This window comes from Ruegeria sp. G7 (assembly GCF_056535465.1).
Window position 1 is genome coordinate 1,655,555 of the sequence record NZ_JBQFIL010000001.1, and the last position, 25,205, is coordinate 1,680,759.

A 25,205-nucleotide genomic window follows, 5' to 3' on the forward strand; every position below is an offset into this window, starting at 1 on the left:
AGGCGTAGGGCGCAGCGGCAATATCCGCAACAGAAAGCCGTGGATAGGCCTGAAAAACCATGGGTTGACAAATCTTACTATTTTTATCAGATTAATGCTTAGGAACAGTCAGCCAGCCCGACAGCGGGTCAGCCAGATCAAGCGAACCACGAACAGATAAGGCCATGTGCCAAAAACGCTCTGGAGATGCCCCGATGAACGCGCAGACCCCCAACTCGACCCAAAGCTATGCTGTCTCGATGCTGCCCGCCCATAAGGCCGAAGAACTGACCGCAGGCGGAAACCTGGCCCATATCGAGCTGGGCGATCAGCTGTATACCCTGCGCATCACCCGCGCGGGCAAATTGATCCTGACGAAATGAGCGCGCCTGCATCGCGCGGCGGTGCCGCAGTCGGACGTCTGTCCGACCTGACCCCGATTGAGGCGGGCGCAGTGATGTACCTTCGTCTCTGGGGCGATGGTGCCAGTGGCAGGGCCAATGCTGCCAGCGATTTTGACATCGCACTGGGTGCGGATCACGGACGCGCGGCGATGATGACGCTGGATCGATTGTGCTCGCTCTGTGCGCATCACGGCCGGCGGCCTCTGGTGCGGCACGGGCTTGGATGCGCCTGCCTGGGCGCGGATGAGAACTGCTTTGCCCAGATGATCGCCGCAGCCTCGGAAGGTGCGCGCGAAGATGCGATGATGATGGCCTCGCTGATCGTGCGGCCTGATTTTGCACCCGCGCTGACATCGCTGTCCGAAGAGCTTGGGCTGGCCTTGCGCCGTATGACCGCAACAATCCCCCTGCCGACGACCGGGCACCAACCCCCAACTTCGGTGCTGCAATGACCGGCAAACGCAAAACCCCGGCTATTGCGCCGGGGTTTTGTTTGTCTCAGCAGCAGCCGCAGCCCGCGTGGTGATGATCGTGATCGCAGGCGGGTTCGGGCGCATAGTCACCGACCTCCGACAACACATCGCGCAAGACCCAGAGGATCATATCTACATCCTCGGCCTCGATTGTCAGCGGTGGGCGGATTTTCAGGATGTTGTCCTTTGGCCCCTCGCTGCCGATCAGGATGCGATGATCCCGCATCCGGTTTTTGACATAGCTGCAAATCTCGGTGCCCTCGGAACCATCGGGATTGATCAGCTCGACCCCAAGAAACAGCCCGACGCCGCGCACATCGCCGACCTGCGGGAAATCGACCTCGATCCGCCGCAACCCGTCCATCAGGCGCGCACCCATGAGCCGCGCATTGTCCTGCAGGCCTTCGTCATCGACGATATCCAGCACTTCTTTGCCGATGCGGCAGGACAGCGTGGACCCTCCGAAGGTCGAGAAGAACTCGATCCCGTTGTCAAAGCTCTGCGCGATCTCCTTGGTGGTGACCAGCACGCCCAGAGGATGCCCGTTGCCAATGGGTTTGCCCATCACTACGATATCGGGCAGCGCGCCCTGATGCTCAAAGCCGAAATAATACTCACCCAGACGGCCAAGCCCGGTCTGCACCTCATCAGCGATGCAAACACCGCCTGCGGCACGGATTTTCTCATAAACCGCAGGAAGATAGCCTTTGGGCGGAATGATCTGCCCCCCGACCGAGGGGAAGGTTTCAGCGATGAACCCGGCAACCCCATGACCACGGTCCTGCAAAGCGGCAATCGCCGGATCCACAAAATCCGCGAATTTTGTGGCGCGGTCGGGATCGTCGCGTTTGAACGACCCGCGATAGTCGTCTGCGACCTCAACCAGCTCGACCCAATCCGCCTTGCCGATACCGCCCGGCTTATTGAACTTATAGGCCGAAATCGCCACCGCCGCGTTGGTATTGCCGTGATACCCGTGATCCGGCGTCACGATCCCTTTCGCCCCGGTATGCGCGCGCGCCAGACGCAGCGCCAGCTCGTTGGCCTCGGTGCCGGAATTCACGAAAAAGCAGACCTCGAAATGATCGGGCAGCTTCGACAACACCTTCTCGGCAAAGGCCGTCTGCGCCGGGTGCAGATAGCGGGTGTTCGAATTCATCCGCTTCAACTGATCCGCAGCAACCGCCTGAATGCGCGGATGCGCGTGGCCCACATGAGGCACGTTGTTATAGGCGTCCAGATAGGGGCGGCCCCATTCGTCGAACAGGTGGTGTTTCCACCCCCGCACCAGCATGACCGGATCATGGTACGTCAGGCTGAGGTTGCCCCCAAAGTGATCGCGCCGCCCCTGCAGAATCGCCTGCTTGTCCGTCGGCCGATACGCCACCTTGTCATCCGGCAGGTTCAGCAAGGCCGCGGGGTTCGGGCAGACGGCATTCCACAATTCCAACTCGTCCGGATCGGCCACGCCGGGCCAGTCGGCCTGCATCCCTTGCGTGGTCAGCGCAAGTTGGAAATGTACGTGCGGCGCCCAGCCGCCATTCTGCGTCGCGTCCCCCAGCCGCGCAAAGGCCGCCCCCTGCGCCACCGGATCACCGGGTTTCAGGCGGTCGCAAACCTCGGGATCAAGATGGCCGTAGAGCGTGTAGAACGCATCACCCTCGGGCGTCTCATGGTGCAAGATCACAACGCCACCATAGTCCAGATGCGCATCGCGGTTCTCAACCGCCTCGACCCGACCGCTGAGTGGAGCGTGCAACACCGTCCCGGCAGGCGCAAACACATCCACCGCCAGATGCACCGTCCGCCGGTCCGAGGCCTTCCACGGCCCCTTGCGAAACCCCGGCTCGGCATAGATCAGGCGGGGCTCGTTGTAATATCCCAGCCAGAAACCTTCCCCGAATTCCTCGCCCACCCGCGCGGCCTCGTCCAGCGGCATATGAAACGGGTTCTGCGGCCAGGTCGAGTTTTCAACTGACAGCGAGCCCATCGGTGCGTCGCTCAGATCCTGCCCGAACATCTGGGCGAACTGCCCGCGATGATCAGCCAGATAGCCGTGGATACGCTCCGCCCCATCAACCACCGGCAGACCACAGGCTGCGCGCAGCCGTGCCGCCATCAGCTCGCCATTGACCGAGGTGTTCTCAAGAAACCGCCACGCGGGGGCCTGACTGATCGTCACATACGGATCATCCGGATTCTCCGCCGCCATCAGGGTCGAGTTCACCACGGAAACCGCCAACCGCATCCGCAGCAGCGGCCAGATCAAATCGACCTCCTCCGCGCGCAACCGGTTGGCCGCATGATACCCACGCACCAGCGCCGCCAGCGCCAGTTCGGGTTTTGGATGATCCAGCACCACATAAGCCCCGGCAATTGCCAGATCACAAATCCGCGGCGCGGCACACATATCGCCCAGATCGATCAGACCCGAGACGCGGCGGCGGTCGCTCAGCTGACCCTCGACCAGAATGTTGTAGTCATTGACGTCATTGTGGATCGCCTGCCGAGGCAGATCATCCAACAGACTGCGAATGGCATCAAACCCCGTCACAACCTCCTGCAACAGCGCCCGCCGCGCAGGGTCCTCGATCACGCCCAACTGATCGGCGATCCAACCCGCCTGCATCAGGTCCCACTTGAACCCTTCGCGATGCAGGCTGGGATGCTCAAACCCTTCCAACGCCCGATCCGTCGCGCCCAGCACGCGGCCCAGTTTCAGGATCAAGTCTTCGGTCTTGGGCGCGCTGCGGGCATAGCATTCTCCGGGCATCCGCTCCAGCAACCAGACCAGCCGTTCGGCACCCCCGTCATCCTCGATCACGGGCAACAGCGCCCCGGACAGATCAGCAAAGACCTTCGGAAACGGCAGCCCCGGCGCGACTGATGCAATATGCTCCAGTGCTTTGATCTGTAAATCGACCAGCCCCGGTGCGCACCCTGCCCGCATCACCTTCAGCACATAGTCCTGCCCGTTGGTCGCACGCACCAGAAAGTTGAGGTCATACTCCCCATCCAACCGCGTCAACCGCGCCTCCAGCCCCCAGTGCTGACGCAGCTTCCCTGCCCAATACGCGTTCAAATCGCCCATGCGACACCCCATAGCTCTCCCCAAAAAGGGATCTTCTTCATCTGGCCAAAAATATCCTCGGGGGGAATCGCGCCCGCAGGCGCGATGGGGGCAGACAGCCCCCCTTGCGCTCACCCCAATGCGCGCAACCGCTTGATCAGAGAGGACGTATCCCAACGCCCGCCACCCAGCTTCTGCACGTCCTTATAGAACTGATCCACCAAAGCCGTCACCGGCAGGGAGGCCCCGGTTTCATCCGCCGTCGCCAGACAAATTCCCAAATCTTTGCGCATCCAGTCCACGGCGAACCCATGCTCGAAATGATCGTCCAGCATGGTCTCATAGCGGTTGGCCATCTGCCAGCTGCCCGCAGCGCCCTGACTGATCACCTCGACCACCGCGCGGCCATCCAGCCCGGCTTTCTCGGCAAAATGCAGGGCCTCGCTTAAACCCTGAACCAGCCCGGCGATGGCGATCTGGTTGCACATCTTGGTCATCTGGCCTGCACCACTCTCGCCAATCCGACGGCAGATTTTCGAATAGACCTGCATCACTGGCTCGGCCCTATCATACGCCGCCTGATCCCCGCCGCACATAATCGACAGAACGCCGTTCTCGGCCCCCGCCTGACCGCCCGAAATCGGAGCATCGACGAAGGCAATACCCCGTGCCCCGCCCGCTTCGTACAACTCGCGCGTCACCTTGGCCGAGACGGTGGTGTGATCCACAAAAACGGCACCCTCGGCCATACCGTGAAAAGCACCATCGTCCCCGGTACAAACCATGCGCAGATCATCGTCATTGCCCACGCAGGCCATCACGAAATCCGCGCCCTCTGCCGCCGCGCGCGGGGTTGCCGCCATGGCACCGCCATGTTGCGCAACCCAGGCCTCGGCCTTGGTGCTGGTGCGGTTGTAAACCGTTACTTGATGTCCGGCGGCCTGCAGATGCCCCGCCATCGGATAGCCCATGACGCCCAGGCCAAGAAACGCGACTTTTGCCATTTTCCGAAATCCCCTCCGCTGACCGGCTGCGCAGAGCGCGCCGGAATGTTCAGCGAAGACAAAGCAAAGCTGAGCCCAAAGGGCAACCCCGTGTCACGCTTTGCTGCCGAGGTCTTTCAGTATCGGACAATCCGGGCGGTCATCCCCGGCGCAGGCGTCGACAAGATGGCTCAGCGTATCTCGCATCCCCTTCAGGTCAGCGATCTTGGCGTCGATCTGCGCCAGATGATCGCGCGCCACGCGTTTCACATCCGCGCTGGCGCGGGATTCGTCTTCATACAGCGCCATCAGAGTACGACAGTCCTCGATCGTGAACCCCAGCGCACGGGCACGGCCCAGAAAGTTCAGCTTGTGAATGTCCTGATCGCGAAAGCGCCGATATCCGTTGTCATCGCGCAGCGGTTTGATCAGATTGATATCCTCGTAGTACCGGATGGTCTTGGCGGGCAGGCCGGTGCGGGTCGAGACATCTCCGATATTCATGCCGCTACCTCTTGTGGGGTTGTGTTGGCTTGCGCCTCAGGCAGGCTGGCGCGCACGCGACGCAGGCGCAGCGCGTTCGAGACGACAAAGACGCTGGACAGCGCCATCGCTCCGGCGGCCAGAGCCGGCGACAACAGATGCCCACCAAACGGATAGAGCACGCCCGCCGCAACCGGGATCAGCAGCGTGTTATAGCCAAACGCCCAGCCGAGGTTCTGCCGGATATTGCGCATGGTACGGCGACTGATCTCGACAGCGTTGGCCACGCCGCGCAGATCACCGGACATCAGCACCACATCGGCGGTTTCAATCGCGACATCGGTGCCGGTACCAATCGCGACCCCAATATCCGCCGTGGCCAGCGCCGGGGCGTCGTTGATCCCGTCGCCCACAAAGGCGAGCGTACCGAATTGCTGCTGCAAGTCCGAGATCGCGGCGACCTTGCCATCGGGTAACACCTCGGCTGCGACATGGTCGATGCCCAGACGGTCGGCCAAGGCCTGCGCCGTCCGCGAGTTGTCGCCGGTGATCATCGCCAGCGTCACACCCATGTCATGCAAGCGGGCCAGAGCCTCGGGCGTGCCGGGTTTGATCGGGTCCGACACCGTCAGAGCCGCCGCAGCCTGACCGTCGACCGCGACATAGATCGGAGTCGCCCCTTCGGCGGCGCGCTTCTGCGCCTCGGGGTGCAAATCGCCCAGATCAATGCCGTTCTGCGCCATCAACCGATCCGCGCCCACCAGCACCGCGCGCCCCTCAATCGTCGCGCGCAGGCCGAGACCTGTGAGCGACTCGAACGTCTCAACCTCGGGCAGAACCTCGGGCCCGGCGCGGGTAATTGCGGTGGCAATCGGGTGTTCGGATTGGGCCTCAGCGGCGGCGGCAAGGCGCAGCACCTCCGCGCGGTCAAAGCCGTTTGTGGTGAGGACCTCGTTCAGTTCGGGCCGTCCAAGGGTCAGCGTGCCGGTCTTGTCCAGCGCGATGACCTTGGCCTGCTGCAGCTGCTGCAGCGCATCACCCTTGCGGAACAGAACGCCCAGTTCCGCCGCGCGGCCCGTACCGACCATGATTGAGGTCGGCGTGGCCAGACCCATAGCGCAGGGGCAGGCAATGATCAGCACCGACACGCCCGCGACCAGAGCCAGTGGCAAAGCCGGGACGGGGCCGAATATCAGCCATATGGCAACCGTCAGGACAGCCACCGCCATCACCGCGGGGACAAAATAATAGGTGATGCGGTCAACAAGCCCCTGAATGGGCAGCTTTGCCCCCTGTGCCTGTTCGACCATGCCAATGACCTGCGCCAGCACCGTATCGGCACCCACATGGGTTGCCTTGATGCGCAGCGCCCCGGTGCCGTTCACCGTGCCGCCGACCACCGAGGTGCCGATGGCCTTGCCGACGGGCACCGGCTCACCCGTGATCATGCTTTCGTCGACGTAAGAGCTGCCATCCAGCACCTCACCATCCACGGGCACGCGCTCTCCCGGGCGGATTTGTACGATGTCGCCAACCACGATCTCAGCAATGGGACGGTCGATCAACGCGCCATTGTCCTCGACCCGCGCGGTTTTGGGCTGCAGGCCCACCAGTTTGCGAATGGCCGCCCCGGTCCGGCCCTTGGCGCGGGCTTCCATCAGGCGGCCCAGCAGGATCAGGACGACGATGACGGCGGCCGCCTCAAAATAGACATTGGCGGTGCCCTGCGGCAGCAGCCCCGGCGCAAAGGTTGCGATCACCGAATACAGATATGCAGCCCCGGTTCCCAGAGCCACCAGCGCGTTCATATCTGGCGCACCGCGCAGCAGGGCGGGGAGGCCTTTGGCGTAAAACACCCGCCCGGGCCCGATCAGAAGCACCGAGGTCAGGGCAAACTGGATCAGATGACTGGTCTGCGTGCCAATCGTCGTCATCACCCAATGATGAAAGGCCGGGATCATGTGCCCGCCCATTTCAAGCACGAAGACCGGCAACGCCAGCGCCGCCGCGATCAAAGTCGTGCGGCGCAGACCGTTCAGTTCATCGGCTTTGGCGTCCTGATCCGTTGCGTCGGAAGCCGCGGGTCGTGCCGCGTAGCCCGCTTCGGCCACAATCCGCGCCAACCGGGCGGGATCGGTCGCACCTTCGACATAAGCGATGCGCGCGCTTTGGGTGGCAAGGTTGACCGACGCCGTGGTGACGCCGGCGCTGGCCTGCAGGGTACGCTCGATCCGGGACACGCAGGATGCGCAGCTCATCCCGTCGATCTTCAGGTGTACCTCGCGCATTGCTGCCGGGTATCCTGCTGTCTCAAGCGCGGTCAGGATCTCTGACAGCGGGCCGTCATGGCGCACATCTGCCGTCTCTGTCGCGAAATTGACTGCGGCTTCGCGAACACCGGGCAAATCCCGCAGCGCGGCCTCGACCCGGCCAACGCAAGAGGCGCAGCCCATGCCCGTGATTTTGATTTGATCGCGCCGCGGTACGGTCATCCGAGTCGTCCTGACAATGACTTTCGCCCCTCACATAAGGGTTCCAGTCACGGGAAGGTCAAGGGCGAAGCCGTCCGTTTTGCAGCCCGCGTCGGTTTGGCGCGGGCTAGGACGCGCCGGATTTCAACGCGGCCAATTCGCGTTGCAACCGCTGGTTCTCGGCCTGCAGCACCGCCAAGTCCTGACCCAGCGCGTTCAGGTGGGGCCGCAACTCGGCCTCGGTAAAGCGGGGCGTGATATGGCGCGGGCAGTTCCAGTCGAGCGCTTCGACACGCACAATCGCCGCACGTTCCGCCTGTGCCTCGGCGCCAGCGGGGTAAAGGTCGGCCGCGGCCTCTGCGCCCTCAGAAAATGCCATCCGCCCGAGGATCTTCATGCGGCGACTGTTGGCGTAGTCCATCAGGATCAGCGCCACCCGGTCGTTCCCGTCCAGATTACCGCGCGAGATATACTGCTGATTGCCCGAGAAATCCGCATAGCCGATGGTCTTTTCGTCGAGAACCCTGAGGAAACCCACGGGGCCGCCGCGAAACTGGACATAGGGCCAACCGGTCTCGGACACGGTGGCCTGATAGAAGCCGTCGCGGGCCTGTATGAACGCTTTTTCAGCGGGTCCGATGCGATGACCCTGCCGCGGTCCGTCTTCTATGAACTGCGCATAGGTTGCAGCCGATCCCATCCGCTCTTGGTGCGCGCGCACGGCGGGGGTGAAGGTCAGTTCCGGGAAAGCGCGTGGCATGGTCTTTCTTTCATCAGCCGTTGGAGGGCATAAAAGCCGGTTCCGCCCGGCCTGTCACGCCATCCAACTCAGATGTGATGCTAAGGATGGGGACGTTGCGTAGCCGGGTACACGGACGCCACGTCACATGGATTGGCAGCGCTTCGCTGCGCGGATAGCTTTGAACAAACACCTGAACCGGAGAGCTCTTGATGTCGCTTTTTACCAGCACCGCCGCCTGGGTTACGGATGAACACCGGATGTTTGCCGATATGGCTGGCCGGTTTATGGATGATGCACTGGTGCCAAACGCCGAACGCTGGGTCGAAAACGGCATGGTGGATCGGGCGTTCTGGCGGCAAGCCGGTCAGGCTGGGCTGATGGCAGGTTCGATTGCCGAAGAACATGGCGGCGTGGGCGGCGGCATGGGGTTCGATTCTGTGACGCTCTATGAGCAGTCCGCGCGCGGGGATGTCGGTTGGGGCTATGGCATTCAGTCGATCGTGACCCATTACATCACCGCCTATGGCAGTGAGGATCAGAAGGCGCGCTGGCTGCCCAAGCTGGCTTCGGGCGAGATGATCGGGGCGCTGGCCATGACCGAACCGGGCACCGGATCGGATGTGCAGGCGGTCAAGACAAGCGCCGAGAAGGACGGTAATTCCTATCGGCTGAACGGGTCCAAGATATTTATCACCAACGGCCAGTCTGCCGATCTGGTGATTGTCGCGGCCAAGACCGACAAATCGCTGGGTGCCAAAGGCGTCTCGCTGATTGCGGTCGAGACCGAAGGGGCCGAGGGGTTCCGCCGTGGGCGCAATCTGGAGAAGCTGGGGATGAAGGGCAACGATACCGCCGAGCTTTTCTTTGAAGACGTCAAAGTGCCCATGACCAACCTGCTGGGCCCGGAAGAGGGGCAGGGGTTCTATCAGCTGATGAAGCAACTGCCATGGGAACGGCTGACCATCGGCATCATGGCGCTGGGCGCGATTGACTTCGCTATCGCCGAGACTGTGAAATATGTGCAGGAGCGTAAGGCCTTCGGGCAGCGGGTGATGGATTTCCAGAACACGCGGTTCAAGCTGGCCGAATGCAAGACCAAGGCCGAGGTGCTGCGCAGCTTTGTCAATGATTGCATCGGCAAGCTGGAGGCCGGTGAGTTGGATGCGGCCACTGCCTCGATGGTCAAATACTGGGGGTCCGAGGTGCAGAATGAGATCATGCACGAATGCCTGCAACTTTTTGGCGGCTATGGGTTCATGATGGAATACCCGATCGCGCGGCTCTATGCGGATGCGCGGGTGCAGATGATCTATGGCGGCACCAATGAAGTGATGAAAGAGCTCATCGCTCGTTCACTGGACGTCTGAGGCAAAGCGCTCCCGCCCGTCGTCGACATTCCTTACGGAACGTCTCCTTCCGTTGGGCCGGGCAGGCCGCGCCTGCCCGGCCCCCCTGCCGTCCGCAGGACGCAAGGCCGAAGGCCGCGCCGCTTTCTATCTTTTCCGGATTTGCTGATCTGCCGCCCACCTGCCATGATCGTTGCAACTGGTCTGATGAGAAAGAGCCCGCTCATGGCTGCGTCAAACAAATCCCGTATATGCGCGCTGCTCAAAAGCATTGAAACTGGTGATCCCGGCCCTGTCTCGGTGGTAAACGAGGCGCAGTATATCCAGCATAACCCGCAGACCCATGAAGGCAGCGAAGGCTTGGCGGCGCTGTTCAAACGCCTGTCCGAGACCTCTCCCCGAGTGAATATCGTTCGTGCGTTCGAAGACGGCGCCTTTGTCTTTGCCCATACCGAGTATGATTTCTCGCGCCGCAATATCGGGTTCGAGGTGTTCCGGTTTGAGGACGGGCAGGCGGTGGAGCATTGGGACAATATTCAGCCACGCCAAGGCCCCAATGCCTCGGGCCACAGCATGGTTGATGGGGTGACGGATGCAGGTGATCCCGCACTGACGGAACAGAACCGGGCATTTGTCCGCGCCTTTGTTGAAACAGTGCTGATCGCGGGTGATCTGGATCAGATCGCGGCCTGCATTGATGCGGAGACCTATGTCGAGCATAACCCGCACCTGTCCGATGACGTCAGTGCCCTGCGTGCTGAATTGTCCGATGCCAATACGGTGAACTACCAGCGCCTGCATCGTGTGCTGGCCGAGGGTGATTTTGTCTTAACCGTCTGCGAAGGCGCGTTTCGGGGCAAGCACAGCGCATTCTATGATCTGTTTCGCGTCGCGGATGGCAAGATCGTCGAGCATTGGGACACGGTTGAGACCATCGCCCCGCGCGAGGATTGGAAAAACGACAATGGCAAGTTTTGACCTATCCTGATGCCAACTGGTCCTGCAGCCAGTCCTGAAAGGATTTCAGCGGCTCGGGCATGGCGCGGTCGGTGGGCCAGACCAGATAATAGTCACCCAGACTGACGGGCGGCCCCTGCCAGGCGGGCACCAAACGCCCTGCCTCCAGATCATCGCGCACCAGATATGAGGGCAGCAGACCCACGCCCATCCCGTGGATGGTCGCCTGTATCATGGTCGAGAACTGATCGAACAGCATTCCGCGCAGGCCTGAGACCGCTTGGCCTTGCATGTAAAACCACCTTTCCCACGCGTCGGGGCGCGATTCCAGATGCAACAGTGGGGTGCTGCGCAGGGCGTCCAGCGTCTCATGCGCGGTCTCTTTCAGCGCCGGGGCGCAAACCGGCAGAACCTCTTCCCGCATGATCGGCAGGTAGTGAACTCCTGCCCAATCTTTCTGGCCGAAATGAATGGCGGCGTCGAAGGGTTCAGCGCCAAAATCGAACGGTTTCAGCCGGGTGCCCAGATTGACCGTGACCTCGGGGTGGCGGCGCGCGAAATCCTGCAGCCGGGGGGCCAGCCAGTGCATGCCGAAGGCAGGCAGGATTGACAGATCAAGCGATCCGCCTGCCGGGTTCGCTTTTAGCTTCAGCGCTGCCTGCGCCAGATCCTGCACGGCAGATCTTGCGATTTGCACATAGTCTTTGGCCGCAGGCGTCAGGTGCAACCGCATCTGGCTGCGCTCGATCAGCTGTACGCCGAGCTGATCCTCCATGGTTTTCAGCTGGCGGCTGATTGCGCTTTGCGTCAAAGACAATTCCTCCGCCGCAGCCGAGGCGCTGCCGAGCCTGTCCACCGCTTCAAGCGCCAGCAAGGATGAGATCGAGGGCAGGAACCGGCGTGGCGCAATCATATAACAAATCCTCATACCTTATACATGCAATAGCACTGGTTTTTCCAAGCGACCAGCGACATGAGTGCAAGACGGCCTCTTTGCCCGTGCCTCTGGCGACCTTGAAATCCATGGCGGGGCACGTGACAAATCCGTCATTGGCCGATGACACTGACCAAACAAGGCAAGACCCATGGACCGCGCCCAGATCGTACATGAGAACTTCCTGACCCGCGTAGCACAACGCGACCTGCCCGAAGGTACGCCGCCGCGTCCGGGGCTGAGCGATACAGATGCCGTATCGCTGTTTCGCTCGCAGGTGCTGAGCCGGGCCTTGGACAGGACCAGCCGCGCCATGCAGAAGGCGGGGCAGGGTTTTTATACCATCGGCTCTTCGGGGCATGAAGGCATGGCGGCTGTTGCCCACGCGCTGCGCCCGACGGATATCGCGTTTCTGCATTACCGCGATGCGGCGTTCCAGATCGCCCGCGCCGAACAGGTTCCCGGCCAGCAGATCGCTTGGGACATGCTGCTGAGTTTCGCCTGTTCGAAAGAGGATCCGACTTCGGGCGGACGGCACAAGGTTTTGGGATCAAAAGCGCTGATGATCCCGCCTCAAACCTCGACCATTGCCAGCCATCTGCCCAAGGCGGTGGGCGCGGCCTATAGTCTGGGTGCGGCACGGCGGCATGACCCGGAACATCGCGAATTGCCCGAGGACGGAATCGCGATGTGTTCCTTCGGCGACGCCTCGGCCAACCATTCCACCGCGCAGGGGGCGATCAACACGGCGGGCTGGACCAGCGTGCAATCGACGCCGCTGCCTCTGCTGTTTGTCTGCGAAGACAACGGGATTGGGATTTCGGTCAAGACGCCGAAGGGGTGGATTCAGGCCTCGATGGAGCATCGGCCCGGGATCAAGTATTTTCAGGCCAGCGGTCTGGATATCTATGAGACGTTTGCCGTGGCGCAGCAGGCTGCCGATTACGTCCGCACGCGCCGCAAGCCGGCCTTCCTGCATCTGAAAACCGTGCGCCTTTATGGCCATGCCGGGGCGGATGTGCCCACGACCTATCTGCCGAAATCTGAAGTCGAGGCGGACGAGGCCAATGATCCCCTGCTACACTCTGTGCGCCTGCTGGATCAGGCCGGGGCGCTGGCTCCGGATCAGGCGTTGAAAATCTACGAAGAGACCTGTGCCCGTACCGACCGTGTGGCTGCCGAGGCGGCTTCGCGTCCTCATCTGGCCTCAGCGACAGAGGTGATGGCCAGCCTGATCCCGCCCAAACGAGCCTGCCGCCCGACCAACGGCCCCAGCGCCGAGGCGCGGGCCAAGGCCTTTGGCGGCGATATGCGCGCGATGGACGAGCCGCAGCCCATGAGCCGCCTGATCAACTGGGCGCTGACCGATCTGATGCTGGAACATGGCGAGATCGTCTGCATGGGCGAGGATGTCGGCCGCAAGGGCGGCGTCTATGGCGTGACGCAGAAGCTGCAGCAGCGCTTTGGCCCGGACCGTGTGATCGATACCCTGCTGGACGAGCAATCCATTCTGGGCCTTGCCATCGGCATGGGCCATAACGGGTTTATTCCGATCCCCGAGATCCAGTTTCTCGCCTATCTACACAATGCCGAGGATCAGATCCGGGGCGAAGCCGCAACCTTGCCGTTTTTCTCGAACGGTCAGTTCACCAACCCGATGGTGCTGCGGATCGCGGGGCTGGGCTATCAAAAGGGCTTTGGTGGGCATTTCCACAACGACAATTCTCTGGCCGTTTTGCGGGATATTCCCGGCGTCATTATCGCCTGCCCGTCGACCGGAGCGGATGCGGCGCAGATGCTACGCGAATGCGTGCGGCTGGCGCGTGAGGAGCAGCGGGTCGTGGTGTTTCTGGAACCCATCGCGCTTTATCCCATGCGCAATCTGCACGCGCCGCAGGATGCGGGGTGGATGACCCGCTATCCTTCACCGGATCAGCGCATTACGTTGGGCGAGGTGGGCGTGCATGGGGACGGCACCGATCTGGCCATCGTGACCTATGGCAACGGGCATTACCTGTCGCAACAGGCATTGCCCGAGTTACAGGCGGCAGGCCTGAAGACACGGATCATCGACCTGCGCTGGCTGGCCCCGATGCCAGTCGAGGCCCTGCGTGCGGCCACCAAAACATGCGCGCATGTTTTGATTGTCGACGAATGCCGTCGCACCGGCAGCCAGTCCGAGGCGCTGATGACTTTCTTCGACGAAGAAAGTCCCGCCACCCCAACCGCCCGTGTGGTGGCCGAGGATTGTTTCATCGCAACCGGCCCGGCCTATGCCGCGCCGTTGCCGTCGAAAGACAGCATTGTGGCCGCCGCGCTCAAACTGACCGGAGGTGCCGCATGACCCGCACTGCCGTTGTGATCTGCCCGGGCCGGGGCACCTATAACAAGCCTGAACTGGGCTATCTGCACCGTCACCATGCCGACCGGATGCAGATGTTCCACAGTTTCGACGCCATCCGCGCCGAGGCCGGGCAAGAGGCGGTCACCGCTCTGGACGGCGCAAGCCGCTTTACTGTCAGCAAGTATTCGCGCGGGGATGTGGCCTCGCCCCTGATCTATGCTGCATCCCTGGCCGATGCCCAGGCCCTGGCGAGTGACATCGAGGTGGTCGCTGTCACCGGGAACTCGATGGGCTGGTATATCGCAATGGCCGCCGGGGGCGCGTTGTCGCCCGAGAACGGATTCCGCGTGGTGAACACAATGGGCACGCTGATGCAGGACCATCTGATCGGTGGTCAACTGGTCTACCCCTTCACCGATGACACTTGGGCCAACGATCCCGCGCGCAAGGCCGAGCTGCTGGACGAGGTGGCACGGATCAACGGGGTGGAGGGTCACACCCTGGCCCTGTCCATCGATCTGGGCGGCATGCTGGTTCTTGCAGGCAACGAGGACGGCCTGAACGCGTTCGAAGACTCGCAGCCTACAGTTCACGAGCGTTTTCCAATGCGGTTGGCCAACCACGCCGCGTTCCACACGGCGCTGCAAGCCCCTGTTGCAGCACAGGGACGTTCTTTGCTGAGCCCAGATGTATTCGGCCAGCCGGAATGCCCCTTGATCGACGGGCATGGCAAGATCTGGTGGCCCGGGGCGACGGATACGCGGGCGTTGTGGGACTATACTCTGGGTCATCAGGTGACCGAGCCTTATGATTTCACCCGCGCAATCCAGACTGCGGCGCGCGAGTTTGCGCCTGATCTGCTGATCGTCACCGGTCCCGGTGCGACACTGAGCGGGGCGGTTGCGCAGTCGCTGGTTCTGTCCAACTGGCGGGGCATGGATGACAAGGCCGCGTTTCAGGCGCGACAAGAGGCGCAGCCCGTCGTGATCGCCATGGGGCGCGATGACCAAAGGCCGCTTGCAACCGGCTGACGCAGCGCTCTAAAGAACCTGCGATACCGCGAGGAGCCCGACGTGAACAATCATGATCAGTCCCTTTGGCTGGAAACCTGTCGCGAACATTTGCAAAGCCAGCCTTTGACCCGCGACATCACGGTCGATCTGGCGATCATTGGCGGCGGATATACCGGTTGTTCAGCCGCCCTGACAGCCGCGCAAGCGGGGGCGTCGGCCTGTGTGCTTGAGGCGGCAGAGATCGGACACGGAGGCTCGGGTCGCAATGTGGGGTTTGCCAATGCGGGCCTCTGGTTGCCGCCCGAAGAGATACGCAAGCATTTGGGTCCAGAGGCAGGAAATCGACTGATTGATCTTCTGGCCGCAGCGCCCTCTGACGTATTCGACCTGATCGACGCACATGAGATCGCGTGCGATCCCACACGCAACGGGACCCTGCATTGTGCGCATTCGGCGGGCGGCTGGCGCGATCTGCAGGCGCGATACGCGCAATTGAGGGCGACGGGCGCGCCGGTCGAACTGCTCTCTTCTGATCAGGCAGCACAGCGCACCGGGAGCGGGGCGTTTTTTGGGGCGTTGTTTGACCCTCGGGCAGGAACGATTCAGCCACTGGGTTACGTGCGTGGTCTGGCGCGTGCGGCACAGGCGGCGGGTGCGCAGGTATTCACGCAAAGCCCGGTTCAGTCCATGCGCCATGATGGCAATGTCTGGATTCTGACAACCGGGCAGTGGCGCGTACGGGCAAAATCGGTGCTTCAGGCGACCAATGCCTATCACCGGAACCTGCAGACTTCGGCCCCGGCCTATGTCCCGGTTTACTACTTCCAATACGCAACGGCACCTTTGTCCGACAACCTGCGCGCCAGCATCCTGCAGGGGGGAGAGGGGGCCTGGGATACGGGGCTGATCATGACCTCGTTCCGGATGGATCGCGAAGGGCGGTTTATACTCGGCGCGATGGGCGATCTGGCTGGTGCAGGGGGTGCCGCGCATACCGCCTGGGCCAAACGCAAACTGGCCGAGCTTTATCCGCAACTGGCCGATCAAGCCCTGCGGCAAGGCTGGCACGGGCGCATTGCGATGACGTCGGACCATATCCCCAAGATCACCCGGATCGGGCCGAACGCGCTTGCGGTCCATGGCTACTCGGGTCGCGGCATCGGGCCAGGCACTGTGTTTGGCCGCCTGACGGCACAAAGCCTTTTGCAAAAAGACCCCGCCTTGTTACCTGTCCCCGCAGTGGCAGATTACTCCGAGCGCTGGACTGGGCTGCGCCGAGTGTACTTCGAAACCGGTTCGGCGCTTACGCATCTGTTCAAGGCGCGCTTCTGATCTTAGGTTTTGTGGCCACGATCAGTCCTTTAACGTCGCCGCGATGGACTCGATCCGGTCCCGCAACCAGCGATGCGCCGGGTCGTTGGCCGAGCGTTGGTGCCAGACCATGTAGATCGACACCGGATCGCAGTTGAAGGGCAGCGGTGCGCAATCCAGCGCTGCCAGCGGACCACGTTTCATCAGTGCCGTGTCGGTCGAGATCAGGTCGCTGCCTTTCACAAAGGGCGGGATGGCGTTGAAATGCGGCAAGGTGACGACGGGCGGTCTGATCTGGCTTTGATCCACGCCGCGCATCACGGCGCGCGCGTTGCGGCCATCGGCAAAGCGCACCTCGACATGGTCGCTGTTGCAATAGGCCTGCCAGTCCTGCGGTGGATCGCGGTGCGTGGCGTCGTAGAACACCATCAGCGGACTGCTCAGCAGCCGTTTCTGAAAGATATCCGGCCCGTCGGGTGGCAGCGGCGTGAGCATCAACTGACACCGGTCGCTGCGCAGCAGGTCCGGGTCGGGCACGCCCGAGGGGATGAATTCCAACCGCAGACGCACCCCTTCGGTCCGCGCGTCGCGCAGCAGGTCGGGAAAGATCAACTCACGCGGCATATCATTGGTGGCGATCTGAACGTCGATCTGCTCGGATAACGGATCAAAGGGCCGCCCCTGCGTCAGCGCCCGCATCCCGTCCAGCACCCGTTGCGCAGGCTCTTTCAGTGACAGCGCGCGCTCGGTCGGGGTCAGGCCCTGACCGGATCGCACGAACAACGGATCGCCCAGCACCTGCCGCAGTTTGGCCAGCGTGTGGCTAATCGCCGATTGCGTTACGCCCAGCCGGTCGGCAGCTTTTGAAACCGAGCTTTCGTCGAGTATCGTCAGGAACACCCGCAGGACCTTGCCGTCGAGATCAGTGAAATCAATCTTGCTCATATCATCTATGATTATTCATGAATGGATTTGGTGTCTATGCAGCTTTAGATGATCCTTAGCAAGCAGGGGGCACGCGATGGGAATCCGCTTTTTCTCGGACAAAAACCGACCCGTTCATATGGGACCATACCCGCTGGAACGGCTGGCGCGGCAGGAGCAGATGCCCGATCTGGCGCAGGTCGCCCCGATGCGCGCGCTCAGCTTTCAACGGCCAGATCAGCCCGAGAGCATTGTTAATGCGATGGGCGAGTTTCAGGCGATGATGGATGCGATCCGGGACGGGTTCGTGAACCCGGTTGCCTCGGAAGTACCGCCTGATCCGGCAGAGCGCGCCAACCATCTGAAAGCGTTTGGTTATTTCAACGATGCGTCGATGATGGGCTGTGGGCCTCTGCCACCCGAGGCGATGCTGGCCGAGCCCCGGCGCAACCCCGATATCGATCGGTTGGCCCATGCGCTGAAAACGCGCCAGACCAAGACGCTGGCCTCGGGTATCGACGTGATCATGGCGGACCTGAAGGAAAGCATGGAGGCCGCGCCGCGCGCGATGGACAATCACCGCCATGCGATTGTCTTTCTCTACGAACATAACCGCGACCCTGATCCGAACGAACCCGGAGCCGATTGGATCGGCGATGCGCAGGACCACCGCGCCTGTCTGCTGGCAACCGAGAATGCGGTGGTGATCGCCAACTATATCCGTCTTTTGGGGTTCGATGCGCGGGCGCATACAGCGATGTCGTCCGAGGTTGATCTGGGCAAGCTGGCGGTTGCGGCGGGGCTGGCCTCGGTCGAGGGGGGCGACGTGATCACCCCGTGGCTGGGCAAGCGCTTCGGTCTGGCCGCCGTGACCACCGAGATGGAGATCGCCCATGATCGCCCCCTGTGCCCAATGGCCGACCAGCCGTGGTTCCGCACACAAGGCCCCGCATGGTGGCTGGGCGCGGGCTTTGCCAAGAACGCGCTTAATCGGGATGCCTATGCCAGACGGCGTTATGTGGACGGGGCGCACCCGTTTGAAAACCTCAAGCGGGTCGAGAGCCCGACCACATATATCGACGAGGAAAACGTCGCTCGCGTGCCCAAACGCGCCGATATGTTCGCGCGCGCGCAGTTCGGGGACATGGGCAAGTCGCTGCAGGACGCGACCAAGGGCGGGCATTACGTGCGCAAATCCGCCCCCAGCTTTGCCCAACGCCGCGCGCTGGGCGCGTTTGTTCTGCTGCAGGATGGCGACAGCGCCGAGGCCGAGCGGCCCACTGATGCGAAACGCAATGCCGCCAATATCAAGGCCGCGACCTATTTCCTTGGGGTCGATGCGGTGGGCCTCAGCCGGTGTCCCGAGTGGAGCTGGTATTCCCACGACGCCACCGGGGAAGAGATCGTCCCACCCCATGATCAGGCCATCAGCATGATCATCGATCAGGGCTATGAGACCATGGAGGGCGCCAGCGGCGATGACTGGATCAGTGTCGCGCAGTCTATGCGCGCCTATTTGCGGTTCTCGCTGCTCGGCGGCGTGATTGCGCAGCAAACCCGCAACCTCGGTTACAAGGCCAAAGCGCATACGGTGATGGACGGCGAGGTGCTGCAGCCTCCGCTGTTACTGCTGTCCGGCTTGGGCGAGGTCAGCAGGATCGGAGAAGTGATCCTGAACCCCTATCTCGGCCCGCGTCTGAAATCGGGTGTGGTGACGACCGATATGCCGATGGCCCATGACAAGCCGATTGATTTCGGCCTGCAGACCTTCTGCGAGTCCTGCAACAAATGCGCGCGGGAATGCCCTTCGGGCGCGATCACAGCCGGGCCGAAGCTGATGTTCAACGGCTATGAGATATGGAAATCCGACAGCCAGAAATGCGCGACCTACCGGATCACCACGCCCGGAGGCGCGATGTGCGGGCGGTGCATGAAGACCTGCCCGTGGAATCTCGAAGGTATCTTCAAGGAGCGCCCCTTCCGCTGGGCCGCGATGAATATCCCCAAGCCGCGCCGGCTTTGGCCAAGCTGGATGATGCCGTGGGCAATGGCGGGCTCAATGACGTCAAGAAGTGGTGGTGGGATATCGAATTGGACCCCGATGGGGCCTACCGCCCTTCGAAACACGCACTCAACCGGCGCGATCTGCAGCGCGACCTTGATCTGAAATACGAGGATCAAACGCTGGCCGTCTATCCCGCCCCGCTTGCGCCGCACCCGTGGCCTTACCCGTTTCACATGGACCGCGAAGCCGGGATTGCGGCCTATGAGGCGATGGTCACGGCCTCAGATTACAAGGCCCGCAAGGCGGCGGGCGACTGGTCGGTCGTCCACCGCTACCAGGTCGCGGGCGACGCGCCGGTGATGCGGGTAGAGCTGACTAAAGTCGACAAGATGACCGCGGATGTCACCAAGTATGAATTCGCCACTTTGGACGGCGCGCCGCTGCCAGAATGGACCGCTGGCGCGCATCTGGACGTTTTGGTGTCGCCTGAATTCCTGCGGCAATATTCGATGTCGGGCGATCCGTCCGACCGCAGCACCTATCAGATCGGGGTGTTGCGCGAGGATGAAGGGCGCGGCGGTTCGGCGCTGTTGCACCGCATCTTCGACGAAGGGCGCAAGGTCTTCATCTCGAAGCCGATCAACCATTTCGAACTGGATGAAACCGCGACGAAGACCTTCCTGATGGGCGGTGGCATCGGCATCACGCCGATGATCGCCTTCGCCCACCGGCTGCACGCCTTGGGCAAACCGTTCCAACTGCACTATTCCGCCAGCACCCGCGCCGGGGCCGGGTATCTGGACGATCTGGCCGCGATGCCATGGGCCGAGCATGTGCACTATCATTTCTCGGATGAAGGCACCCGCGCCGATCTGGACGCGATCCTGTCGGGCTATCAGGACGGCTGGCACGTCTATACATGCGGCCCAGATCGCTTCATGGATGGCGTGATGCAGGCGGCCGAGGCACAGGGCTTTCCCGAAGAGGCGCGGCATCTTGAGTATTTCTCGGTCCCTGAACAGCCGGAATACGAGAATCATCCATTCACGCTGCGGCTGGCGAAGTCGGGCCGCGATCTGCCTGTGCCCGCCGACAAGGACGCGGCGCAAGTGCTGAATGAGGCGGGCATTCACGTGGATGTGAAGTGCTCGGACGGTATCTGCGGCGTCTGCAAATGTGGCGTGATTTCCGGAGAGGTCGAGCACCGCGACTTTGTCCTGTCAAACAAACAACGCGAGGGCGCGATCATCCTGTGTCAAAGCCGTGCCGCCCAGCCGGAGGCGGTGATCGAGATCGATCTGTGAACGATCACCAAAAACGACATTTCGATTCACAAAAATTGGTCGCTCCAGCCATGGACGCGGCGGGTTTGCTGCACTAACGTCCCGGTCAAACCCCAGTCTATCCTGATCAACAGGTGCGAGGTATTTTCATGGACTATCACAGCCCCGCCAGCTTCGCCGAGGCGTCGGCTCTGGCAACAAATGCAACGGGTATCACGCGGTTTCTGGCCGGCGGCACCGATGTGCTGGTGCAGCTGCGCTCGGAACTGGTGACCCCCGATACGCTGATCGACATCAAGAAGATCGAAGGTGTCAGCGACATCACCCACAATGCCGATGGCAGCTGGACGATCGGCGTCGCCGTCACCGGTGCCGAGATGAGCGAACACGCCGAACTGGGCCGCGACTGGCCCGGCGTGGTCGAGGCGATGGACCTGATTGGCTCGACCCAGGTGCAGGGGCGCGCGACGCTCACCGGCAACCTGTGCAATGGCTCTCCTGCAGCGGATTCAGTGCCTGCGATGGTTGCAGCCGGAGTGACGGTCACCGTGATTGGACCCGATGGTACCCGCGAGGTCGCTGTTGAGAACATCCCGACCGGCCCCGGCAAGACCTCGCTGGCAAAGGGCGAGGTGATCTCGGCCGTGAACATCCCGGCGCGCGGAGACAACGCGGGCGATGCCTATCTGCGGTTCATCCCGCGGACCGAGATGGATATCGCCGTGGTCGGCGTTGGCGTCAGCCTGCGCCTGGACGGTGACACGGTCACCGAGGCCCGAGTCTCGCTGGGGGCGGTGGCGCCCACCGTCTTGCTGGTTGAGGACTGTGCCAAGGCGATCATCGGCAGCACGCTGGATGACGCCGCACTGGATGCGCTGGCCGCTGCGGCCTCGGCCGCGTGCAGCCCGATCGACGATAAACGCGGCACCATAGCGTTCCGCACTGAAGTGGCCGGTGTTCTGGCCAAGCGCGCTGCGAAAATCGCCTATGCCCGCGCGAAGGGAGAGCAAGCATGAGCAAGATTCACGTATCCACCACCGTAAACGGGGACGCGGTCGAATACCTTTGTGATCCGCGCGAAACCCTGCTGGATTGTCTGCGCGACAAGCTGAATCTGACCGGCGCGAAAGAGGGCTGCGGCACCGGCGATTGCGGCGCGTGTTCGGTGACTGTCGATGGTCGTCTGGTCTGTTCCTGCCTGATGCTGGGAGCCGAGGCCGAGGGCAAGGACATCGAAACCGTCGAAGGCATTGCGGATGGCGACGTCCTGCATCCGCTGCAGAAAAAGATGATCGAATATGCTGCCCTGCAATGCGGCATCTGCACGCCGGGCATTCTGGTGGCGGCCAAGTCGCTGCTTGAGAAAAACCCGAACCCCACCGAAGAGGAAACCCGGTATTGGCTGGCAGGTAACCTCTGCCGCTGCACCGGATACGACAAGATCATTCGCGCCGTAATGGACACGGCGGCAGAGATGCGGGAGGCGTCATAATGGCTCTGGACGATCGTAAATCCGACTTCACATTTGTGGGCACACGCCCCGACCGACCGGATGGTCTGGACAAGGTCACAGGCCGCGCCAAATTCGGCGCGGATGCCTATGCGCCGGGGATGTTGCACGGGGCCATTCTGCGGTCGCCCCATGCGCATGCGCGGATCGTGAAAATCGATACCTCAAAAGCTGAGGCCCACAAGGACGTCAAGGCCGTCGTCACACGCGCCGATTTCGCCGATGTACCGTTCCTGCCCGGTCTGGAAGGCGAGTTCTGGAACGTGCTGGAAAACGTCATGGCGGGGGAGAAGGCGCTTTATGACGGCCACGCGGTGGCAGCGGTTGCGGCTACCTCGGCGCTGGCCGCGCGCGACGCGTTGAAACTGATCGAGGTCGACTACGAGGTTCTGCCGCACGTCACCGATGTCGACAAGGCGATGGCCCCGGACGCCCCCGTGATCCGCGAAGGTGCTGCGGACTATTCCGTGCCGGAAGGGATGCACCCCAACGTCGTGCGCTATCACGAAAGCGGGCATGGCGACGTCGAGGCCGGTTTCGCCGAGGCCGATCTGGTCATCGAAGACAGCTTTACGACTGAGGCCACCCATCAGGGCTATATCGAACCCCATGCCTGTCTCGCCTCGATGGGCAATGACGGTAAGGGTGAGCTTTGGTGCACCACGCAAGGCCACTGGATCGCACAGAAAACCTGCGCTGCGCTTCTGGGCATCGAAACCTCGCAACTGCGTGTCACCGCATCCGAGATCGGTGGCGGTTTTGGCGGCAAGACCACCGTGTTCATCGAGCCGGTTGCGCTGGCGCTCAGCCGCAAGGCGAACCGCCCGGTCAAGGTCGTGATGAGCCGGTCCGAGGTGTTCCGGGCCACGGGGCCGACCTCATCCGCGTCGATGGATATCAAAATCGGCATGAAGAAAGACGGCACGATCACTGCCGCTCAGGGCATCTTCCGCCTGCAGGGTGGGGCTTTCCCCGGCGCTCCGGGCGACATGACCGCCATGTGCGCCTTTGCGCCTTATAACCTGACCAATGTGCGGCAGGTCGGCTATGATGTGTTGGCCAATCGCCCGAAACAGGCGGCGTATCGCGCGCCCGGTGCGCCGATGGGCGCGTTTGCCGTGGAATCCGTGCTGGATGAGCTGTGCAACAAGCTCGGCCTCGATCCGGTTGATGTGCGCCTGAAAAACGCCGCGCATGAGGGCACTAAGGCCAGCTATGGCCCGACCTATGAGCGTATCGGTCTGGTCGAAACACTGGAAGCGGCCAAAGCGCATCCGCACTATTCAGCCCCTCTGAAACCGGGGCAGGGACGCGGCATCTCCTGCGGGTTCTGGTTCAACCACGGGGGCGAAACATCCGTGTCGCTGGCCCTGTCCGAGGATGGCTCGGCGCAGGTTATGGTGGGCACGCCGGATATCGGCGGCTCGCGCGCGTCGATGGCGCTGATGGCGGCTGAGGTGTTGGGCATTCCCTATGAGAACATCCGCGTTACCGTCGCCGACACCGCGACACTGGGCTACAACGACGTCAGCCACGGTAGCCGGGTGACCTATGCCTCTGGTCTGGCGACCATCAAGGCGGCCAAACACGCGGTTGAACGCCTGTGTGAACGCGCCGCTGCCAAGTGGGGCATTCCAGTGGATGCGGTGAAATGGGAAAACGGCTGTGCAGTGCCTTCGGGGCCAAACGCAGGCGATTTCGATCCGTTGCCGCTGGCGGATATTACCGCCAATATGGGCGCGACGGGGGGGCCGATTTCCGGCCACTTCGAAGCGACCCCCGAGGGCGCAGGCGTGTCCTTCGGCACCCATATCGTCGATGCCGAGGTCGATCCGGAAACCGGCAAAACCTCGATCACCCGCTACACCGTCATTCAGGATGCGGGCAAGGCGATCCACCCCACCTATGTCGAAGGCCAGTATCAGGGCGGGGCCGCGCAAGGCATCGGCTGGGCGCTGAACGAGGAATATATCTATGGCGAGGATGGCCGCCTGCAGAACTCGATCTTCCTCGACTACCGTATTCCGGTCGCCAGCGACCTGCCGATGATCGACACGGTGATTGTCGAGGTTCCCAACCCCGGCCACCCGTTCGGCGTGCGCGGTGTGGGTGAGACGGGCATCGTGCCCCCGTTGGCCGCCATCGCCAATGCAGTGTCCAACGCGGCGGGCGTGCGGATGAAGCAACTTCCGATGTCTCCGCCGCGCATCCTCGCGGCGCTCAAGGACAATGGTTGAGGTCCACCTCTGGTCCGGTCTCCGGTCTTTGACCGGGGGCCAGCAGGTGGTCGAGGTCGAGGCCCAAACCACCGGCGAACTGCTTGGCGCATTGGTGCGCGCCCATCCGCAATTGCAGGCCCCGATTGATGCGGGTGTCTCGATCGCGATTGATGGGCGCGTCATTGCCAGTGGGTTAACCGAACCGATCCCCGAAGGGGCAGAGGTTTATCTGATGCAGCGCCTGCGCGGCGGTTAATACCTGCGGAACCGCTTGGGTGAATAGCGGTAGTGAGGCGTGCGAAAACCTTTGCGCTTTAGCTGCAGTTTGTGCGCCCGATATTTGGGGTGCTTGAACGCAGGGTGATAGTATTGCTTTTTAACCTTTGGTTTCTTGTAAATCTTTAGCTTTGGCTTCTTGTAGATCTTTAGCTTGAGCTTCGGCTTGTGAACGTTCGCTTTAACGACCGGAAGGTCGACTTGCGCCGGGCTCACGGCGACGGCGTGATACCGGTTGATACGCGGGGCCGAAGCCTCGTGAAGCGCGACGTCGAACGCCGGGACAGTTTTATGCCCGAATGGCTGAACGGCCGTCACCTGCTGTGCGTGTACGGCTTGCCCGGCCAGCAAAACAACCAGCGCGGACAGATATGTATGGATGGGCTGTTTCATCATCTCTCCTATCTCTTGCACCACTTTTGGGCCTGAGAATGAGATGGGAGCGGCGGTGTCTCTTGCCCAATAAAGCTTGCTCACA

At 62.2% G+C, this 25,205-nt stretch carries 19 protein-coding genes and 1 pseudogene; 12 read left to right on the forward strand and 8 right to left on the reverse strand.

The window, feature by feature from the left end:
• Window positions 1–194: 194 nt before the first annotated feature.
• Together hemP and ACR3EN_RS08345 are read left to right on the forward strand one after the other, a co-directional pair.
• The gene (gene hemP, locus ACR3EN_RS08340) at window positions 195–362 is read left to right on the forward strand and encodes a hemin uptake protein HemP (RefSeq protein WP_480824838.1); all 168 of its coding nucleotides are present in this window, start codon (window positions 195–197) and stop codon (window positions 360–362) included.
• On the forward strand, window positions 359–835 hold the full coding sequence (locus tag ACR3EN_RS08345) for a hypothetical protein (protein WP_480824836.1): 477 nt from the start codon (window positions 359–361) through the stop codon (window positions 833–835). Before hemP ends, ACR3EN_RS08345 begins: the two co-directional genes overlap by 4 nt.
• A 46-nt stretch (window positions 836–881) precedes the next feature.
• On the opposite strand, the gene ACR3EN_RS08350 is transcribed toward ACR3EN_RS08345, so the two are convergent.
• From ACR3EN_RS08350 to ACR3EN_RS08370, 5 genes are all read right to left on the reverse strand, one after another.
• Window positions 882–3,947, reverse strand: coding sequence for an aminotransferase class III-fold pyridoxal phosphate-dependent enzyme (locus ACR3EN_RS08350; protein ID WP_480870961.1), 3,066 nt, complete (start codon window positions 3,945–3,947; stop codon window positions 882–884).
• Window positions 3,948–4,057: 110 nt separating this feature from the next.
• Window positions 4,058–4,930, reverse strand: a complete 873-nt coding sequence (locus tag ACR3EN_RS08355) for an NAD(P)-dependent oxidoreductase (RefSeq protein ID WP_480824832.1) — start codon at window positions 4,928–4,930, stop codon at window positions 4,058–4,060.
• Window positions 4,931–5,023: 93 nt separating this feature from the next.
• Complete coding sequence (gene cueR / locus ACR3EN_RS08360) at window positions 5,024–5,413, reverse strand: Cu(I)-responsive transcriptional regulator (RefSeq protein ID WP_480732293.1); 390 nt, start codon at window positions 5,411–5,413, stop codon at window positions 5,024–5,026.
• The gene (locus ACR3EN_RS08365; RefSeq protein ID WP_480870963.1) at window positions 5,410–7,884 is read right to left on the reverse strand and encodes a heavy metal translocating P-type ATPase; all 2,475 of its coding nucleotides are present in this window, start codon (window positions 7,882–7,884) and stop codon (window positions 5,410–5,412) included. Before ACR3EN_RS08365 ends, cueR begins: the two co-directional genes overlap by 4 nt.
• Window positions 7,885–7,990: 106 nt before the next feature.
• Complete coding sequence (locus tag ACR3EN_RS08370) at window positions 7,991–8,623, reverse strand: pyridoxamine 5'-phosphate oxidase family protein (protein ID WP_480824828.1); 633 nt, start codon at window positions 8,621–8,623, stop codon at window positions 7,991–7,993.
• 191 nt (window positions 8,624–8,814) lie between these two features.
• Here ACR3EN_RS08370 and ACR3EN_RS08375 point away from each other — a divergent pair, with 191 nt between their 5' ends.
• Window positions 8,815–9,972, forward strand: a complete 1,158-nt coding sequence (locus ACR3EN_RS08375) for an acyl-CoA dehydrogenase family protein (RefSeq protein ID WP_480824826.1) — start codon at window positions 8,815–8,817, stop codon at window positions 9,970–9,972.
• Window positions 9,973–10,176: 204 nt separating this feature from the next.
• Window positions 10,177–10,929, forward strand: coding sequence for a nuclear transport factor 2 family protein (locus ACR3EN_RS08380; RefSeq protein ID WP_480824824.1), 753 nt, complete (start codon window positions 10,177–10,179; stop codon window positions 10,927–10,929).
• Window position 10,930: 1 nt separating this feature from the next.
• On the opposite strand, the gene ACR3EN_RS08385 is transcribed toward ACR3EN_RS08380, so the two are convergent.
• Window positions 10,931–11,821, reverse strand: coding sequence for a LysR substrate-binding domain-containing protein (locus tag ACR3EN_RS08385; RefSeq protein ID WP_480824822.1), 891 nt, complete (start codon window positions 11,819–11,821; stop codon window positions 10,931–10,933).
• Between the two features lie 172 nt (window positions 11,822–11,993).
• Between ACR3EN_RS08385 and ACR3EN_RS08390 the strand changes: the two genes are divergently transcribed.
• The 3 genes from ACR3EN_RS08390 to ACR3EN_RS08400 are packed head-to-tail and all read left to right on the forward strand — an operon-like array spanning window position 11,994 to window position 16,531.
• Window positions 11,994–14,186, forward strand: coding sequence for a dehydrogenase E1 component subunit alpha/beta (locus ACR3EN_RS08390; protein ID WP_480824820.1), 2,193 nt, complete (start codon window positions 11,994–11,996; stop codon window positions 14,184–14,186).
• Window positions 14,183–15,217, forward strand: a complete 1,035-nt coding sequence (locus ACR3EN_RS08395; RefSeq protein ID WP_480824818.1) for an ACP S-malonyltransferase — start codon at window positions 14,183–14,185, stop codon at window positions 15,215–15,217. Before ACR3EN_RS08390 ends, ACR3EN_RS08395 begins: the two co-directional genes overlap by 4 nt.
• A 42-nt stretch (window positions 15,218–15,259) precedes the next feature.
• On the forward strand, window positions 15,260–16,531 hold the full coding sequence (locus ACR3EN_RS08400; protein ID WP_480824817.1) for an NAD(P)/FAD-dependent oxidoreductase: 1,272 nt from the start codon (window positions 15,260–15,262) through the stop codon (window positions 16,529–16,531).
• 21 nt (window positions 16,532–16,552) lie between these two features.
• Here the strand turns inward: ACR3EN_RS08400 and ACR3EN_RS08405 are convergent, their stop codons facing one another.
• On the reverse strand, window positions 16,553–17,455 hold the full coding sequence (locus ACR3EN_RS08405) for a LysR family transcriptional regulator (RefSeq protein WP_480824816.1): 903 nt from the start codon (window positions 17,453–17,455) through the stop codon (window positions 16,553–16,555).
• 76 nt (window positions 17,456–17,531) lie between these two features.
• On the opposite strand from ACR3EN_RS08405, the pseudogene ACR3EN_RS08410 reads away from it, so the two are divergent.
• From ACR3EN_RS08410 to ACR3EN_RS08430, 5 genes and pseudogenes are all read left to right on the forward strand, one after another.
• Window positions 17,532–20,743 (forward strand): annotated as a pseudogene (locus ACR3EN_RS08410) (reductive dehalogenase).
• A gap of 128 nt (window positions 20,744–20,871) precedes the next feature.
• Window positions 20,872–21,738, forward strand: a complete 867-nt coding sequence (locus tag ACR3EN_RS08415) for an FAD binding domain-containing protein (RefSeq protein ID WP_480824813.1) — start codon at window positions 20,872–20,874, stop codon at window positions 21,736–21,738.
• A complete protein-coding gene (locus ACR3EN_RS08420) occupies window positions 21,735–22,214 on the forward strand; it encodes a (2Fe-2S)-binding protein (protein WP_480824811.1) in 480 nt (159 codons plus the stop codon). Before ACR3EN_RS08415 ends, ACR3EN_RS08420 begins: the two co-directional genes overlap by 4 nt.
• Window positions 22,214–24,469 (forward strand): xanthine dehydrogenase family protein molybdopterin-binding subunit, encoded by a 2,256-nt coding sequence (locus ACR3EN_RS08425; RefSeq protein ID WP_480824809.1) that lies wholly within the window; start codon window positions 22,214–22,216, stop codon window positions 24,467–24,469. Before ACR3EN_RS08420 ends, ACR3EN_RS08425 begins: the two co-directional genes overlap by 1 nt.
• A complete protein-coding gene (locus ACR3EN_RS08430) occupies window positions 24,462–24,707 on the forward strand; it encodes a MoaD/ThiS family protein (protein WP_480824807.1) in 246 nt (81 codons plus the stop codon). Before ACR3EN_RS08425 ends, ACR3EN_RS08430 begins: the two co-directional genes overlap by 8 nt.
• Here ACR3EN_RS08430 and ACR3EN_RS08435 read toward each other — a convergent pair.
• Entirely contained in the window at window positions 24,704–25,204 is a 501-nt protein-coding gene (locus tag ACR3EN_RS08435; protein WP_480918410.1) for a hypothetical protein, read from the reverse strand. The two genes, ACR3EN_RS08430 and ACR3EN_RS08435, sit on opposite strands and share 4 nt — an antisense overlap.
• Window position 25,205: the final 1 nt, after the last annotated feature.